Genomic DNA, 15,971 nt, shown 5'->3' on the forward strand with positions numbered 1-15,971 from the left:
TCCCATACTTGGGGTAGGTACTCGCCGCTCGGAGCATGTGCGGCGATCGGCGTTCACGACGGAGGCAGGTCCATGTCGAAGAGAAACATCGAGGTGTCCGAGGAGCGTTTGGTCGAGGAGGGCGAGGTCGCCGGCGACTACCTTGAACAGTTCCTCGACATTCTGGACTTCGATGGGGACATCGATCTGGACGTCGAGGGTGATCGCGCCATGGTGAGTATCGATGGCGGCGGGGATCTCGACTCTCTCGTCGGTGCGGATGGCGCTGTGCTCGATGCTCTTCAGGAGTTGACCCGACTCGCCGTGCAACAGGAGCTCGGGGACCGGAGCCGTCTGATGCTGGATATCGCAGGCTGGCGTGCGAACAAGCGGGAGGCGCTCTCCGAAACCGGCCGCGCGGTGGCGCAACGTGTTCTCGAGGCCGGTGATTCCGAGGAGATGGAGCCGATGAGTCCGTTCGAGCGGAAGATCATCCACGATGCGATCGCCGAGATCGAGGGTGTCTCCTCTGATTCGACCGGTGTCGAGCCGAATCGTCGGGTCGTCGTTCTTCCGGCGTAGCGATGGACGATGGCGTTCCGGGGGTGCGGGGTGACACCCGCACCCCTGAGCTATTTGGCCGGTATCCAGCGCTGTGGTGCGAACTAGGCCGTTAGTCACAGCTGTGTAATTCCCTGTGGAGTTTCACGTGAAACACCACTCCCCCGACCCGATTGTGAGGCGTATCGACCATGTCCGAACCCACAGGTGCTGAAGCGTCACGTGACGGCTTCGAGTCGAATGGTCCCGGCGACGACGACGCGACCCCTCCCCCGCCACCCAGTGTCGAGACGGTGTTCGGCGACAGGTCGGGTCTGGCACAGCAGTACGTCGACTTCCTCTCCACCGCCGGGCTCGAGCGGGGGCTGATGGGTCCACGCGAGCGGCCACGGCTGTGGGATCGTCACGTACTCAACAGTGCGGCCGCCGCGTCCCACCTCGCCGACGGCGAGTCGGTGGTCGATATCGGCAGCGGTGCCGGTCTGCCCGGCATTCCTCTCGCACTGGCCCGGCCGGATCTTCAGATGACGCTCGTCGAGCCGCTACTGCGGAGGGTCACCTTCTTGGAAGAGATCATCGGCAGTCTTGGTATTGACGTTCGGGTGATCCGCGGCAGGGCTGAGGAGAAAGTAGCCATTGCTGAAGCGGGAGAATCGGACGTCGTGACCTCTCGCGCTGTTGCCCCGCTGGCCAAGCTTGCCGGTTGGTCCGCCCCGCTTCTCCGAGTGGGTGGCCGGATGGTCGCGCTCAAGGGATCCTCGGCAGTGGAGGAGATCGAACGGGACCGGGCCGCTCTGACGCGGTTGGGCTTCACCGACGTCCGGGTCGAAGTCGTCTCGGCTCCGGATGCCGAAGAGACGAGGCTGGTTATCGCCACACTGGGGACTAAGATGGGGGGCCGGGACGCTCGCTCGCGAGGCTCTGCCAAGCGTCGTCGGTGAGTTGGGCGCGGCCGTGTTGGACCATGCCCCGAATGAAATCCTGCCGACCAGACAATGTCGGTTTCACGTGAAACACTGGGCTCGCCGAGTCGGGTGGGGCGCAGAGCGGCCAAACGATCGGGAATACCACCCGCTGATTGAGAGACTTGAAAGGTGACGGATGTCCGACCACGAGACCCCGATCTTCGCCGCCGCAAGGCAGGCGAGCGAGGTGCTCCGCGGGGACGCGCCTGCGTTGCCGCGCCCGACCGAGACCAGGATCATCACCATCGCCAACCAGAAGGGCGGCGTCGGTAAGACCACCTCGACCGTCAATCTCGCGGCCGCTCTCGCGATGCGTGGCCTGGGGGTGCTGGTGATCGATATGGATCCTCAGGGCAACGCGAGCACGGCTCTGGCCGTAGATCACCGTGAGGGAACGCCGTCCAGCTACGAGCTCCTCATGTGGGAACAGGCTGCGGAGGACTTGATGCAGAAGAGCCCCCACGCGGAGCGACTCTTCTGCATTCCCGCCACGATAGATCTGGCGGGCTCGGAGATCGAGCTCGTCGGTCTCGATTACCGTGAGCGTCGGCTTGCCGAGGTCCTGGACAAGGACGACCTGGCGTCCCTGGGGATCGACTACGTCTTCATCGACTGCCCCCCGTCACTCGGGTTGTTGACCGTCAACGCCATGGTGGCCGCCCACGAGGTGCTGATTCCTATTCAGTGTGAGTACTACGCGCTCGAGGGCGTCGGTCAGTTGCTTCGGAACGTCGAGCTGATTCAGCAGCACCTCAACCCGAGCCTCGACATTTCCACCATCATGCTGACGATGTACGACGGCCGCACCAAGCTCGCGGAGCAGGTTGCCGGTGAGGTTCGAAACCACTTCGGAGACCGCGTTCTCAAGACCGTGATCCCACGAAGCGTCAAGGTGTCGGAGGCCCCGGGCTTCGGAATGACCATCCTCCAGTACGACGCCGGCTCACGTGGAGCGCTCGCGTACCTCGACGCGGCGCGAGAGCTCAATGGTCGGGATCCACGATTCGGGGGCGACGAGGATCAGACACCGGACGCCGACCCTGACCGGGACGCTACGGTCGCTTCGGCGAGCGACGGCGAGAGCAACGTGGAGGATGGCCGATGAGTCAGCAGCGTAAGGGCGGACTGGGCCGTGGTCTTGCCGCGCTCATCCCCACCGGCCCGGACGAAGGCCCCCGACTCGGGGACGACGCAGCGGACCTCATTCTCGGACCGCGGTCCGCTGGTCCGCGCACCACTCCCCCGCGTCCGCGTTCTGCAGGCGGGTCTCCTGGTCGTGGGGAGTCCCGGGCGAAGACAGGCCAGCGGGGCTCTGCCACCGATGCCGGGACCGAGTCGAGCGTTTCACGTGAAACAGCGGATCTCGTCGACCCGGGTGCGGTGTACCGAGAGATCTCTCCCGCAGCCATTGAGCCGAACCCCAAGCAGCCGCGCACCTACTTTGACGAGGAGGCGCTCGCCGAGCTGTCCCACTCGGTCAAGGAGTTCGGGCTGCTACAGCCGATCGTCGTCCGTGAACTGGGCGACGATCGCTATCAGCTCATCATGGGTGAGCGACGTTGGCGAGCGAGCCAGCGGGCTGAACTCCCCACCATCCCCGCTATCGTCCGCCAGACCGAGGACGAAGATCTCCTCCGGGATGCACTTCTCGAGAACATCCACCGGGTGCAGCTCAACCCGCTCGAAGAGGCGGCGGCGTATCAGCAGCTGCTCGACGAGTTCAAGGTGACGCAGTCCGAGCTCGCTTCGAGGATCGGCCGGTCGCGTCCCGCGATCACGAACAGCATCCGGCTCCTGCAACTCCCCACCGCCGTGCAGCGTCGCGTCGCAGCCGGGGTCCTCTCTGCCGGCCACGCGCGTGCCCTTCTGGGGCTCGAGGCCGGAGCCGCAGTGCAGGATGAGCTGGCGGCTCGTATCGTGGCCGAGGGGCTCTCTGTCCGGGCCACCGAAGAGATCGTCACGATCGCCAACCGCGAGGGCGACAGCTCGGAGAAGAAGCCCCGTCCGGAGCCCCGGGGTCGTCAGCGGAATCCGGAGCTGGAGGCCGTCGCCGGCCGGCTCTCGGACCGCTTCGAGACCACGGTCTCCGTCTCGATGGGTCGCCGGAAGGGTCGGATCACGATCGACGTGGGCGACACCGATGATCTCGAGCGCGTCCTCGGACTACTCGAGGGTGGGTCGGCCGGAACCTCGCGATGATCTCCCTCCGCACACTCAGTCTCTCCGCAGTGGACCAACTCGGGCCGAGGAGCCGACGCTGTGTCTACTGGCAGACCGACGGGCTCGACGCCACCGCGACGCCCGGCGATCCGCAGTTCGAGAAGGAGGCATGGATCTCCCATGTCAGTCTCGAATGGGGGGCGTGCGGACAGATCGCGAGCGAGGAGGACCATGCGGCAGGCGCCGTCTTCTACGCGCCGCCGGGCATGGTGCCCCGCGCGGCCTGCTTCCCCACCGGGCCCGTAGGCGCCGATGCCATTCTCCTGGCCGGAATGACAGTCGAGTCCGGAGCGCCCGCGGGTGCTCTCACTGCCCTGCTGGATTCCGTCGTGGTGGACCTACGCAGTCGCGGAATCAAGGCGATCGAGGCCTTCGGGGTCACGAACGAGAACCCGGACCCGGAAGCGTCACGTGACGGGTGCGGCGCAGACGCATGCGTTCCACCCGCGAGCTTCCTGGTCGAGCACGGGTTCACCGTGGTCGCCGACCACGAGACGTACCCCCGACTGCGCCTGGACATCGACAGTGAGCATCAGTGGAAGGCCGACGTCGAGCACGCGTTGGACAAGCTCTTCGCCGAACGCGGAATCGTCACCCGAGAGCTCGGAGTCCTCTCCGGTGCCTCGGCGATGATCCGGAGCCGCTGAGGGCCGCACAGAGAAGCGGCAGGACGCCGGGGTAGCCCGGGCACCGATCCGCGCGCTCACGCCCGGAGCGAGCCAATCCGGCCTGTTATGCGCGAGCCGGCCCGGGCGGCCATACGCGTGGCAATCCGGGTTCCGGGTGATGAAGAGCCGGCAGGCGAGGTGAACAGGAGCGGATCAGCCCTGGAGATCGGGACCGGCCGGAACGAGCGAGCAGGAGCCGGTCAGCCCCGCTGGCCCTGCTCGTAGTTGATGAGGTCGTCGACGGACATCGACCCGGTCGTGTGATCGTCCTCGTCGAGGAGGTACAGGCGCTTGACGCCCACCAGGATCGAGTCAATGATCGTGTCCTGCGCGGCCCGGTCCCCGAGGATCTCCAGGTCGCCGGCGCTGTTGGCGTAGCCGAGGTAGATCTGCACTGACGGCATGCGGGTCATCCTCAGCAGTTGCCAGCTCCGGCCGTGCGTGCGGCAGTCCCGCAGGCTTGTCCGGCTCACGATCTCCCGCTGCACGAAACCCGACAGTGCCTCACCGAGCATCGACTCGGAGCCGAGTGAGTTACCGAAGTAGAACGTGGCCACGCCGTTGCCGACGGGATTCGGGTGCCGGTCCAGGCGCAGCGAGATGATGAGATCCGCGTTGAAGGCGTTGGCGATCTCGGCGCGCTCGGGATCGGTGGGGATCATCGCCTCGGGGCGGGAGAGGAACACCTCGACGCCCGCCTGGTTCATCCGCTCCGACAGCCGCTGGGTGATGTCCCACAGCAGTTCCGCGTCGGTGATGGTCCCGTAGGGGGTGTCGATCCGGATCGGGTTCTCCGAACCGCTCGGGCCGGGGTCCAGGACGATGCGCTTGCCGGCGAGCATGGGGCCGGAGGTCCGTGCCCGCTCCTTCTCCACGAGCGATGCCACGTCGCCGCCCTTGAACAGGGTGGAGAAACGTCCGAGGGTGTCGAGGGTCTCGACCTCGACGACGCCGTCCGCGGACAGCCCACAGTCCCGCTGGAAGTCGGTGACTGCCCCATGGGTGAGGGCACCGAAGGTGCCGTCGACGAGCCCGGCGTAGAACCCGAGCTCACCGAGCCGCCGCTGGAGCTGGGCGACGTCGTCCCCGGCCATCGGCTTGGAGACGATGTAGCTGAGATCGCGGGTGCCCAGGACGTAGCTGGCGTCGGCGAGTGCGGCCTGGGTGGCGGGGCCGACGATTCCGTCGGAGATGAGGCCCCGGGCCTGCTGGAAGGCCAGGACCGCGGCCTCCAGGTCGGCGTCGAACACGGCGTCCGTGCGGGCGAGGACGGAGCCGGCCTCGGGCTCGGTCAGGCCGACGGATTCGATGTTGTGCAGCAGTCCCATGCCCGCGAGCGTGGCCCGGATAGCGGCCACCTCGGGCCCGCGGTCACCACGTCGCCACGCCATGGGGGTCCTCCTGCACGTCTACTGATGGGTACCAGGACGAACCTACCGGTTCAGGCGCCCGGATGCCGGGGCCGCACCGGTCGGGTGGGGACACCCGGCCGATGCGGCCCCGAAGTGCTCGCAGACGCGAAAGACGCGCTGATCAGCTACCGAGAACGTCCCCGAGCTCGGTGCGCAGAGCGGACTTGGACTTGGCGCCCGTGATGCGCTTCACGACCTCGCCTCCGGAGAAGAGCAGCATCGCCGGGATGGCGGTGATCTGATACTCGGCGGCCAGTTCCTGGTTGGCCTCGACGTCCACCTTGGCCACCGTCAGCTTGTCGGCCTCGGCCCCGGCGAGCTCGTCCAGAACCGGCGCCATCATGGTGCACGGGCGGCACCAGGTCGCCCAGAAGTCCACCAGCACGGGCTTGGAGCCGCTGGCGGTGAGCACGGAGTCGGCGAAGTCCGTCTCGGTCACGTCGACGATGTTGGGGGTGGCGGCCATGGTGGTGGTCCTTTCGGGGATGCGGTGGGTGGTCAGGCCTGCTCGGCGAGCCAGCGCTCGGCGTCGATGGACGCGGAGCAGCCGGAGCCGGCTGCGGTGATCGCCTGGCGGTAGCGGTGGTCGACGAGGTCGCCACACGCGAAGACGCCGGGGATGGAGGTGACGGTGGTCTCGCCGGTGAGGACGTAGCCGTCCTGGTCGATCTCGACCTGGTCGCGGACCAGTTCGGAGCGCGGATCGTGACCAATGGCCACGAACATGGCGGCGGTCTCCAGCTCACGGGTCTCGCCGGTCACGGTGTCGCGGAGTCGCAGCTTCTCGACCGAGCCGTTCTGGCCCGCGATGACCTCGTCGACGGCCGCGTTGAGGATGAAGTCGATCTTCTCGTTCTCGCGGGCGCGTTCGAGCATGATCTTGGAGGCGCGGAACTCCTCGCGGCGGTGGACGATCGTCACCGACGAGCCGAACTTGGTGAGGAAGGTGGCCTCCTCCATCGCGGAGTCTCCGCCACCGACCACGACGATCGGCTTGTCGCGGAAGAAGAAGCCGTCACACGTGGCGCAGGAACTGACGCCGCGCCCGAGGTACTCCTGCTCCCCCGGGATGCCGAGGTAGCGGGCGGCGGCGCCCATCGCGAGGATCACGGAGCGGGTGCGGTACTCGTCCTCGCCCACGCGCACGATCTTGACGTCACCGGCCAGGTCCATGCCGGTCACGTCCTCCATGCGCAGGTCGGCGCCGAACCTCTCGGCCTGCTCGCGCATCTGCATCATGAGGTCGGGGCCCATCATGCCCTCGGCGAAACCGGGGAAGTTCTCGACGTCCGTCGTGGTCATGAGCGCGCCACCGAACTGCGAACCCTCGAACACCAGCGGCTTGAGCTCGGCGCGCGCGGAGTAGATGGCGGCGGTGTAGCCGGCCGGGCCGGATCCGACGATGATCACGTCGTGGATGGTCTCGCTCATTGCTTCTTCTGACTCCTTCGGGGCGGCGGTCGGGCGCACGGTGATCAGACGGTCGGAGTCAGAATCACCGCGTCTGAACTCCACCCGGCATAACACCCGGCGCGTTCGGCTTGTTCCCGCCGGGGGTGGCGGCGGCGGTGCCTCGCGCTCAGCGCGTGACCGCGACACCCTCGAGGAGCACGCTGAGCTTGGCGCGCCCCCGCGAGCAGCGGCTCTTGACGGTGCCTGGGGGGACGTTGAGGAGATGGCTGGCCTCGGCGACGGAGCACCGCAGCATGTCGACGACGACGACGGCGTCGCGCTGATCGCCCGGCAACGCGGAGAGTGCCTCGGCCACGATGATCGCGTAGGCCGGATCCTGATGGAAGTGGTCGCGCAGGGAGACCTGCTCGTGCAGTGCCGGCGTGAGCTGGCTGTGGGTGCGCAGCCGCTGGGCCCGCATCTTGTCCAGGCAGGCGTTGACGACGATCCGGTACAGCCAGCCCTGCACCGGGCAGGCGTGCCGGAACGAGTCGGCGCGGCGATAGGCCGAGACGAGCGCCTCCTGCAGTGCCTCCGCGGCGTCATCGCGGTTGAAGGACGTCCGGATCGCCAGCCGCCACAGGTAGTCGTAGTGTCGGCGGACGAGGGCGGAGAACGCGTCCGGGTCGCCGGTGACGTGGGCGTCCAGCAACTCGGCGTCGGTCAGCGGGGAGTCGGCGGCCAGTGGGGTGCGGGTGGTGCGCACACCAGGGGCGACGACGGCACCAGTGTTCACGGGCGTCACGATATTCCGCCCCCGCGGCGTATGGGGAGGTCACGTTCCCGCCGCCGGTCAGCCCAGCACGTCGACCTCGGTGACGGCGGCCTGGTACGCCTGCGGTCCCACGGTCCCGAGTCGGGTGATCCACAGGAGCAGGTATTCGGTCTCGTCGGCGTCCTCGATGGTCACGGTCGCCTTCCCGTCCTCGACCCGGCCGGAGCCCAGGCGCGTGGTGTCGTCGAGGGAGGTGGGCGAGGCGCTCTCGGCGGCCCGGATCTCGAAGCGGATGTCCTCGTCGGCGGAGATCTCGAGCTCCCGCACCTTCTCGGCGCTGTCGAGCGTGAACATCAGGCCGATGCCCGCCTTGTACGACGACGCCGAGTTGCCGAACTGGTTGCGGTAGGTGTCGGTCGACCACGAGGTCGAGGGGTTGCCGTCGATCACGTTCGGGGCGCTCGACGAGTTCTCCGCGGTGCCGTTGGATGACGCCGGCTGCCACGAGGTGACGGTCGTGACCGGGAGGGGACTCAGGGATGCCTCGTCCTGCTTCTCGGCGCTGTCGGCCCCGGAGCCACCGGTCCCCTCGTCCTCGGCGGGCGGCGCCGCGGCCTCGGAGGAACGGCTGGCCTGAGCGGCGCGTTCGATCGCGTCGAGTTGCTGCGAGAGCGGCGTGTTGTTCCGGTCGTTGCCGAGGGCGCCGAGCATCCAGACCGACAGCAGCACGATGGCCACCACGGCCACCGCGCCGGCACCGGCCATGATCTGCCAGCGGCGTCGCAGCACATCCGGATCCGGCTCGTCGGCCGTGTCGGACCAGGACCGCTCAGAGGTGTCCGCGGGGAAACCCAGGTCCGGATCCTGCGGCGAGGAGGATCCGGCCCCCGGGGGGTAGGACGACGACGACGAGGCCGCCGCCGCGTCCCCGCCCACTCCCCCGGCACCCGCCGAGGACCCGGGGTACGCGCCCGCGGACCCTCCGGACGCGGATGCGGATGTGGCGGCCGGCGTCGTCGCCCCGGCGTGGCCCCCGAGGCCCGCGGCGCGCGCACCGGCCGCGACACCAGTGACACCCGCGACACTCGCGACTCCGGCGACACCTGCGGCCCCGGCGGCCGCGGAGCGGTGGGCCCGAACCGGCCCGCCGGTGCGGTCGGTGACCATCGACCGCACGGTGGCCGCCGAGCTCACCGCCGACCCGTCGAGCGAGCGCATGGCCAGCACCGCCGACTCGGGCGGCACATCCGGGTTGACGACTGTCGGGTCGACGAGCTCGTCGTCGTCGTCCCGTGGGGCGGCCTCCGGCCGACCGTCGACGTGCTCGTGCCCGTCGGTGCCCTCCGGAAGTTCCGCGGGCCACGCCCCGGTGAGCAGTGCGTACAGCACGGCGCCCAATCCGCGTACGTCGCTGCGTGCGTCGACGTCGGCGGTCACGCCGGGGAAGGCCAAGACGGCGCGCCCGTCCTCGGTGAGGCGCACCCGGTCCGGGGAGTCCAGGCCCAGGGCCAGGTTCGCCTCCTCGGTGTGCGTCGCGGCATCGGACAGCCCCCACACCGCGCCGACGGCGGAGCCGGGGTCAGGGTTCGCGACGGCGGCGGCCAGGCTCGTGCCGGGGATCCACTCGGTCACCACGATGCCCCCGGCGCGGCCGCGGATCACGTCGAGCACCCGCGAGAGACCATCGGAGTAGACGGCGGTCAGCGCGACTGTCCGGTCCAGCACACCGGTCGCCGAGCCCGGCGGGGTCTCCCCCGGCAGCGGATCGACGAACGTCAGGGCGACCGTCCGGCCCAGGCGCTTGTCCCGCGCCTTCCAGAACGACTGACCGGCCACCCCGCCGTGGCGCTCCAGCAGCTCGTAGCGGCCGCCCGCGACGAGCCCCCCGACCGTCAGTCGCGGCGGGGTGGGGACGTCGCCGCGCGTGCCGCGCGCCGGACCCTCTGTGTTCTCGCCCACCCGGAGCCCTCCTCGCCTGGCGTGGCCGCCCGCCCGCCGCTACCGCTTATGACGTCCCGAGTGTACGTACCGCCCGGCCCCCTAATCGACTATCGCCGCAGACGTCCCACCAGTCCGCGCACGATGGGGGCGACGGTGTCGAGCTCGGGAAGTCGGGAGCGGGACAGGATCAGTCCGGTCACGACCAGAGTCACCACGCCGGCCACCCCCGCGCGGATCACGAAGCCGATGCTGCCCATCGCGTCGGTGAGGGCGTCCATCGGCAGTATCCGGTCGACCAGGAGCGCCACCAGGGCACCGGCGATCGAGGCGCCCAGCGTCCAGGCCGCCGAGCGCAGGGTCTCGCGGCCCCGCAGCGGGCCCAGGCCGCGGCGCAGCAGGATGTAGCCCGCCGCCGCGCCCACGACCCAGCCGATGCCGTTGGCCAGGGCCAGACCGACCACGACGTGCGAGCGCTCGTCGGCCACCATCGGCACGATCAACGACAGCACCACGCGTACGACGGTGATCGCCAGGATCATGATCGTGGGCGTCCAGTAGTCCTCGCGGGCGTAGAACACGCGTTGCTGCAGCAGGACCACCGCGTACGGGATGAGGGTGAACGCGCCGAAGGCCAGGGTGAGGCCGAGGATGTCGGCACTCTGGGAGTCGAAGTTGCCGTAGCGGAACAAACCGGTGGCGACGACGGGACCGAACGCGGTCATGAACGCGATGATCGGCAGCAGACCGAACATGGACAGGCGGGTGCCGAGGGAGATGTCCCGGACCACCGCGTCGTCGCGGCCGGCCACGCCGTTGTCCGCGAGCCGCGGGTTGATCGCGGTGAGCAGGGTGACGCCGATGATCCCGTACGGCACCTGCAGCAGGAGCCAGTAGGTCTGATAGATCGCGATGGCGGCCTCGTCCGCGGCCGCCCCGATGCGGTTGGTCATGACCAGACCGACCTGCGAGACGAGCACGTACGTCACGCCGGCCAGGGCGTGCCCGCCGAACTGCTTCATGCGGGGGTCCAGGCCCCACTGGGGACGCAGGTCGACACCCGCGCGGCGCAGGGCGGGGACGAGCACCAGGGCCTGGATGACCACACCGAGGGTGGTGCCCAGACCGAGTAGCAGGATGGGCCCACTGAGCAGGTTCACCGGTGCGTTCGCGTCGATGCCGGTGCCGACCACGGCGAACAGGGCGAGCGTGGCGATGGCCACGAGGTTGTTCCACACCGGCGCCCACGCCCCGGGCTTGAACACGCCGTTGTAGTTGAGGACCGCGAGCATCACGGAGAACACGCCGTAGAAGAAGATCTGCGGCAGCAGCAGGAAGGCGAACGCGGTGGCGAGGGAGGTGTTGACCTCGCCGTCGCCGAGGTTCAGTTCGGTGAGCAGCGGCGCGCACGCCACCGCGATCACCGTCACCACCAGCGCCAACACCGACGTGACGGTGAGTAGTCGTCTGATGAACGACACTCCCCCGTCCGGGTCCTCCTGGGCGGATCTGGCCAGCAGCGGCATGAACATGGCGGTGAGCACGGAGCCCAGGACGAGCTCGGTGATCATGTTCGGAAGCGTGTTGGCGGTGTTGAACGCCGAGGCGATGGCCGGGCCGAGCACCGTCAGGATGAGGATCATCCGCACGAAGCCGGTGACGCGGCTGGCGAGGTTGGCCACGGCCATCGAGCCGGTGGACCGCATCAGGGAGGCGTCGGAGGAGTCGCGTGTCCGACGGCCGATCCCGCCGCCGGGGGGCTCGGAGGGATCCGCGGCCTCGCGGGCCGGGGCCATTCGTTGCGCCGAGAAGGCGTCCGGGGAGAACGAGTCGGCGACGGGCGGCGGGGCCAGGGGGCGCGAAGGCACCACACTGCTGCCCGCCTCGCGCCGCCGGCCCCGGAGGCCGGGGTCGGGTCTGCGCAGTCCGGGCTCGGGGGGACCCTGCTCGTCGTTCACGGTCGGTGCCCTTCATCCGCGGGATCGAGGATCCCCCGACGGTAGCGCAGGTACCGACGGCCTCCGAGGACGAGGGCGAGCGTCGCCGCGGCGAGGGCGAACCCCTGGGCCACCGGGTAGCCGCCGGTCTGCACGGACAGCTCCACCGGCTGCGACAGCGGCCGGCCGTCGGGGGTGGTGAGGGCGAAGGACACGGCGCGGCGGGCGCCACCGCCGGCATCGGACTGGGTGGGCGCCTGGAGGGTCCGCGACCCGGCGGCCGGCAGCTGGACCGTGCCCACGGGGTCCACGTGCAGGTCCTCCGGCGCGGCGACGTCGACATCGACTCGCACCGGGAACGGCAGTCCGTTGCGGATCACCAGCAGCAGCGGGCTGTTGGGGCTGGCCATGGTGAACACGCTGCCCGGCGGCAGCAGGTCCACGCGGGCGAGCGAGGCGTCGATGGTGTCGCGCAGCCGGTCGAGCCGGTTCACGATACGCAGCCGCGCGGCGGAGCCGGTCCCGGATTCGACGGTCACACCGTCTCCCCCGGCCCGCCGACCCGTCGCCGAGATCGCGCGCAGGGCGTCGCCCAGGAGGGGGTCGAGGTGGTCGGCGGCACCCGACGAGGTGGGATCCGAGGTGTCGACCAGCGAGCGCAGCGTGCCGATCCCGTCGAGCGCCGCGGTCAGCCGCTGCGCGGTCGATCCGCCCGGGTCCTGGGCGAACGGGTCCACCTCGCCGGGGTCCGTGGCGCCGGTCGGGTCCGGGGCCAGCGAGCCGTCCGGCACGGTGACGGGGCCGCTCAGCCGGTCGGACAGTGGCGTCGCGCGCATGCGGCCCGCGCTGAGTTGCTCGCCGAGCGTCTCCAGCAGTGAGCCGGCGGAATCGCGGTCGATCGACCACACCTGCGGCGGCACCGCCAGCACCCCCTGCTCGACCGCCTCGGCGGCGGGGGTACCGGGGACGAACGTCGTCGGCTCGGAGGTGTCCGACGCATCCTCACCGGCTGCCGGGGCGGCCCCGGCGGCGTCGGCCAGTGTCCCGGCGGGGCTCGCGGCGGAGTCCCCCGCGGACCCGGCGTCGCTCGGGGTGGCATCGGCCACGTCCACAAGCGGCGCCAACAGGCTGGCGCGAGCGTCCTGCAGGCGGGCCTGCGCGGAGTCGGCGGTCAGCCAGTACCGCGTGGTGGGATCCGAGTAGCGGGGGTTCTCCGGCACCTCGCCGGTCGCGGCCAGCGCCGAACCGACGGTGTCCGAGTACGTCAACGCCCGCTGCCCGGGCGTCCCGGCCAGGCTGACCATCCCCGGCGGCGGCATCAGCCCGGTGTCGGTGCGGGTCGAAGCCGCTGCCACGATCGCGGTGGACCCCTGGCCCGTCAGCGCGGTGGCCGCCCCCGGCGTGAGGGTTCCCGAGGCCGGGACCACGACGTTCGACAGGGGCTCTACCCCGATGATCCGTTCGATCACCTCCCCGCGGTCGAGAGCGGCCCGGGTCAGCTCGGGCGAGCCGACCTGCGCCACGGTCTCGAGATCGGCCTGCGCGGTGGGCAGCGCCACCACGCAGCCGCCGTCCGCGAGCGCCCGCAGCTCGTCGAGCCAGCGCCCGGCGTCGGCGGCGACGGTTCCGGGATCAGCCGGGGTCGAGGGGCGGCGCTCGCCCTCCCTGCCGGAGCGGGACCGCTCCTCCTCGGGCACGACGGGTCCGTTGCCGTCGTCGATCAGTACCGTCCGCCCGTCCGCGATCTGCGACACGGTGCCCACCAGGTCCGGGTCCACCGCCAGGCAGGTCGCGCGCCGGAGCTCCTGGCCGCCCGGCCCGGAGAACGCCTCGTCGGCCGCCCGGACCAGACCCGTGAGCCGGCCCGTGTCGGACAGCTCGTCGAGTAGCGAACCGTTGGTGAGCATCACCACCGGGTCCGGCCCGTCCGCCCCCGGCACCGCGGCGATCCGGGTCGGTGCCGAGGCCAGCGGCCAGAGGAGGGTCAGCGGGACCGACGCGGGGGCCGGTCCGGGAGTCACCGCGGGTGGGGCGGGGGCGATCTCGTCGTCGTCGTCGACCCCTGACAGCCCCGAGGGACGTGGGGCCTCGAGCACCGGGAGGAGGGTGCGGGCGTCGTCGAGGCGCGCCGGGGCGGCGCCCTGCGGTGTGCCGTTGAGATTGACGAGAAGCGGATAGACGCCCGGCTCCGTGAGCTGCAGATCGGGGTCTGTTCCGCCCGGGACGGCACTGGCCGGCATGGACAGGGAGAACGGCACCGACTCCCCCGGGGCCAGCGACTCCGACACCCGCTCGAACTCGCCACGCACCCCGAACGACGGCTCGGACCACACGAGCGCATCGCGCGCCGCCGACGCGTCGGTGGCGCGGGGGCCACGCTGGAGCCGCACGTCCACGGCCTCGAGAGGAGTGTCACCGACATTGGTCACCGTGCCGGACACCGTCACCACCGGCACGCCGGATTCCGTGCCGGCCGCCATGCCGCCGCCGGAGGTGTTGCCGGCCAGCACGCGCGGGGTGATCTCGTCGATCGCGATGCGCGCGAACGCGGGGGCCGGGTTGGGGATGTAGCCCGCGGCCGTCGCCTGTTCCGGGGTGATCGCCTGCGCGGAGGGGATCGGCGACACGCCCCACAGGGGCGCCGCGGCCAGGGCGGCGCTGAGCGTCACCGGGACGAGCGCCCGGACGACGCGCGCTCCCGGACTGCGGGTCACGGCGTCGACTCCTCCGGCGCGTCGTCGCGGGAGGCGGACGGTCGGGGCACCCGGGGGTGCGGCTTACCGCGGCGCCCGCCGCCGCCACCGCCACCGCCGTCGTGCCGGGCGTTGTTGCGGTTGTTCTGGGCGCCGGCGGGACTGCCGTGGCCGCGTCCGGAGTGCCGCACCGGCTCGGGTCCGTCGGCGCGACGCGACGGATCGACCACCTGCGCGGCCCCGGCCCCGGGGTTCCGCCCGGCGAGTTCGGCGCGGGCGAGGTCCGGCAGCAGCGTCCGCGCGGTCTCCACCAGGCGACGCTCGTCCGGGTAGGCCAGCCGCCGCGGCAGATCCTCGAACGGCACCCACGCGACCTCGGTGATCTCCGGGTCCTCGTCGCACAGCTCGCCGTGGTCGAACCGGATGAGGTGGTGGTGGACCGTCTTGTGGATGCGGCGGCCCTCGGCCACGAACCAGTAGTCGATCGTGCCGAGCGGAGCCAGGACCGTTCCGTCAACGCCCGTCTCCTCGAGCACCTCGCGCCGGGCAGTCTCCGCCACGGTCTCGTCCGGCTCGATATGCCCCTTGGGCATCGACCACAGCATGCGGCCGCGCCGGTCGAGCCGACCGATGAGCGCGACCTCCAGCAGCGACAGATCCGGATCGGGCTCGACGCCCCCGGCCCGCGCGAGGCCGCGCACGACGAGGCCGCCGGCCGAGGTCTCCAGGACCGTGCGCAGGCGCTGGCCGCTGCGCGGGTGCCGCCCTCCCCCACGCCCGCCGCGGGGATTCTTGCCGGTGTTCTTACCACCGGGCTTGGCGCCGGCCTTGGCGCCGGAGCGCGCGGGCGGACCCGACCGGGTGGTGCTGGCGGAGGCGGCTTGGGCTGAGCCCGAGCCCGAGCCAGCCTTGGGCCGGTTGGAGTTGCGGGGGTGCCGGCCGCTCTGGCGGGAGGTCGCGCCCGCGGTGCCGTCGCCGGATTTCACCGTGTGGGTACTGTCGCCACCCTGCTGCTTCTGGGTGTCGAGCGGGCGGTTCTGGCCGCGGCCACCGCGACGGCCCCGACCGCCGCGCCGACGCCGCCGCCCCTGTCGTGGCTGTCCGTCCGCGCCCGCGCCGGACGAGGCGCCCTTGCCGGACTGGCCGGACTGGCCGCCCTTGCCCGGCTGGTCACCCTTGCCGGACTGCTGCGCGGAACCGCCGGAGGAGTTCTGTGCGGACGGGTTCTTCTTCTCGCCCTGGTGCGGACGCTGGCCCCCGCCGCCCGAACCGGAGCCGCGATCGGTGCGCTGAACTGCGGAATTACCGCCGCCCGTTCCCGGACCTGCGGGCCGACGGGCACGGCGCCGCCGCGACGCGTTGGCACGCGGTTCGGAGGGATGATCGGCTTCGGACACCCATCGATGCTACCGGCCACGGTCTGAGGTTCGG

13 protein-coding genes are annotated in these 15,971 nt (G+C 70.7%); 5 read left to right on the forward strand and 8 right to left on the reverse strand.

Annotation, left to right across the window (positions count from 1 at the left end):
* Nucleotides 1-72: 72 nt before the first annotated feature.
* The 5 genes from ACWIE7_RS08770 (at nt 73) to ACWIE7_RS08790 (ending at nt 4,372) form a co-directional block, all read left to right on the forward strand.
* Nucleotides 73-561, forward strand: a complete 489-nt coding sequence (locus tag ACWIE7_RS08770; RefSeq protein ID WP_454058032.1) for a Jag family protein — start codon at nt 73-75, stop codon at nt 559-561.
* 170 nt (nt 562-731) lie between these two features.
* Nucleotides 732-1,481, forward strand: a complete 750-nt coding sequence (rsmG, locus tag ACWIE7_RS08775; RefSeq protein ID WP_454069052.1) for a 16S rRNA (guanine(527)-N(7))-methyltransferase RsmG — start codon at nt 732-734, stop codon at nt 1,479-1,481.
* Nucleotides 1,482-1,641: 160 nt separating this feature from the next.
* Nucleotides 1,642-2,610: a ParA family protein gene (locus ACWIE7_RS08780; RefSeq protein WP_452098303.1), complete on the forward strand. Its 969-nt coding sequence runs from the start codon at nt 1,642-1,644 to the stop codon at nt 2,608-2,610.
* Complete coding sequence (locus tag ACWIE7_RS08785; RefSeq protein ID WP_454069053.1) at nt 2,607-3,704, forward strand: ParB/RepB/Spo0J family partition protein; 1,098 nt, start codon at nt 2,607-2,609, stop codon at nt 3,702-3,704. Before ACWIE7_RS08780 ends, ACWIE7_RS08785 begins: the two co-directional genes overlap by 4 nt.
* Nucleotides 3,701-4,372 (forward strand): hypothetical protein, encoded by a 672-nt coding sequence (locus ACWIE7_RS08790; protein WP_452098301.1) that lies wholly within the window; start codon nt 3,701-3,703, stop codon nt 4,370-4,372. Before ACWIE7_RS08785 ends, ACWIE7_RS08790 begins: the two co-directional genes overlap by 4 nt.
* Before the next feature lie 221 nt (nt 4,373-4,593).
* Here the strand turns inward: ACWIE7_RS08790 and ACWIE7_RS08795 are convergent, their stop codons facing one another.
* The 8 genes from ACWIE7_RS08795 to ACWIE7_RS08830 all read right to left on the reverse strand — a co-directional run bounded on the left by ACWIE7_RS08795 (nt 4,594) and on the right by ACWIE7_RS08830 (nt 15,937).
* Nucleotides 4,594-5,784 carry a peptidoglycan-binding protein gene (locus tag ACWIE7_RS08795; protein ID WP_452098300.1) on the reverse strand — a complete coding sequence of 397 codons (1,191 nt, stop codon included), beginning with the start codon at nt 5,782-5,784 and terminating at the stop codon, nt 4,594-4,596.
* 142 nt (nt 5,785-5,926) lie between these two features.
* Nucleotides 5,927-6,271 (reverse strand): thioredoxin, encoded by a 345-nt coding sequence (gene trxA / locus ACWIE7_RS08800; protein ID WP_454058028.1) that lies wholly within the window; start codon nt 6,269-6,271, stop codon nt 5,927-5,929.
* A gap of 32 nt (nt 6,272-6,303) precedes the next feature.
* The gene (gene trxB, locus ACWIE7_RS08805; RefSeq protein WP_230929668.1) at nt 6,304-7,236 is read right to left on the reverse strand and encodes a thioredoxin-disulfide reductase; all 933 of its coding nucleotides are present in this window, start codon (nt 7,234-7,236) and stop codon (nt 6,304-6,306) included.
* Between the two features lie 148 nt (nt 7,237-7,384).
* Nucleotides 7,385-8,002: an RNA polymerase sigma factor SigM gene (sigM, locus tag ACWIE7_RS08810; RefSeq protein WP_454058027.1), complete on the reverse strand. Its 618-nt coding sequence runs from the start codon at nt 8,000-8,002 to the stop codon at nt 7,385-7,387.
* Nucleotides 8,003-8,050: 48 nt separating this feature from the next.
* Nucleotides 8,051-9,931: a protein kinase family protein gene (locus ACWIE7_RS08815; RefSeq protein WP_454069054.1), complete on the reverse strand. Its 1,881-nt coding sequence runs from the start codon at nt 9,929-9,931 to the stop codon at nt 8,051-8,053.
* A gap of 89 nt (nt 9,932-10,020) precedes the next feature.
* Entirely contained in the window at nt 10,021-11,868 is a 1,848-nt protein-coding gene (gene murJ, locus ACWIE7_RS08820; RefSeq protein WP_454058025.1) for a murein biosynthesis integral membrane protein MurJ, read from the reverse strand.
* Nucleotides 11,865-14,561, reverse strand: coding sequence for a hypothetical protein (locus tag ACWIE7_RS08825; RefSeq protein ID WP_452098295.1), 2,697 nt, complete (start codon nt 14,559-14,561; stop codon nt 11,865-11,867). The genes murJ and ACWIE7_RS08825 overlap by 4 nt, the downstream gene beginning before the upstream one ends.
* Complete coding sequence (locus tag ACWIE7_RS08830) at nt 14,558-15,937, reverse strand: NUDIX hydrolase (protein WP_454069055.1); 1,380 nt, start codon at nt 15,935-15,937, stop codon at nt 14,558-14,560. The genes ACWIE7_RS08825 and ACWIE7_RS08830 overlap by 4 nt, the downstream gene beginning before the upstream one ends.
* Nucleotides 15,938-15,971 lie beyond the last annotated feature (34 nt).

Source organism: Dietzia sp. NPDC055343 (assembly GCF_053645265.1).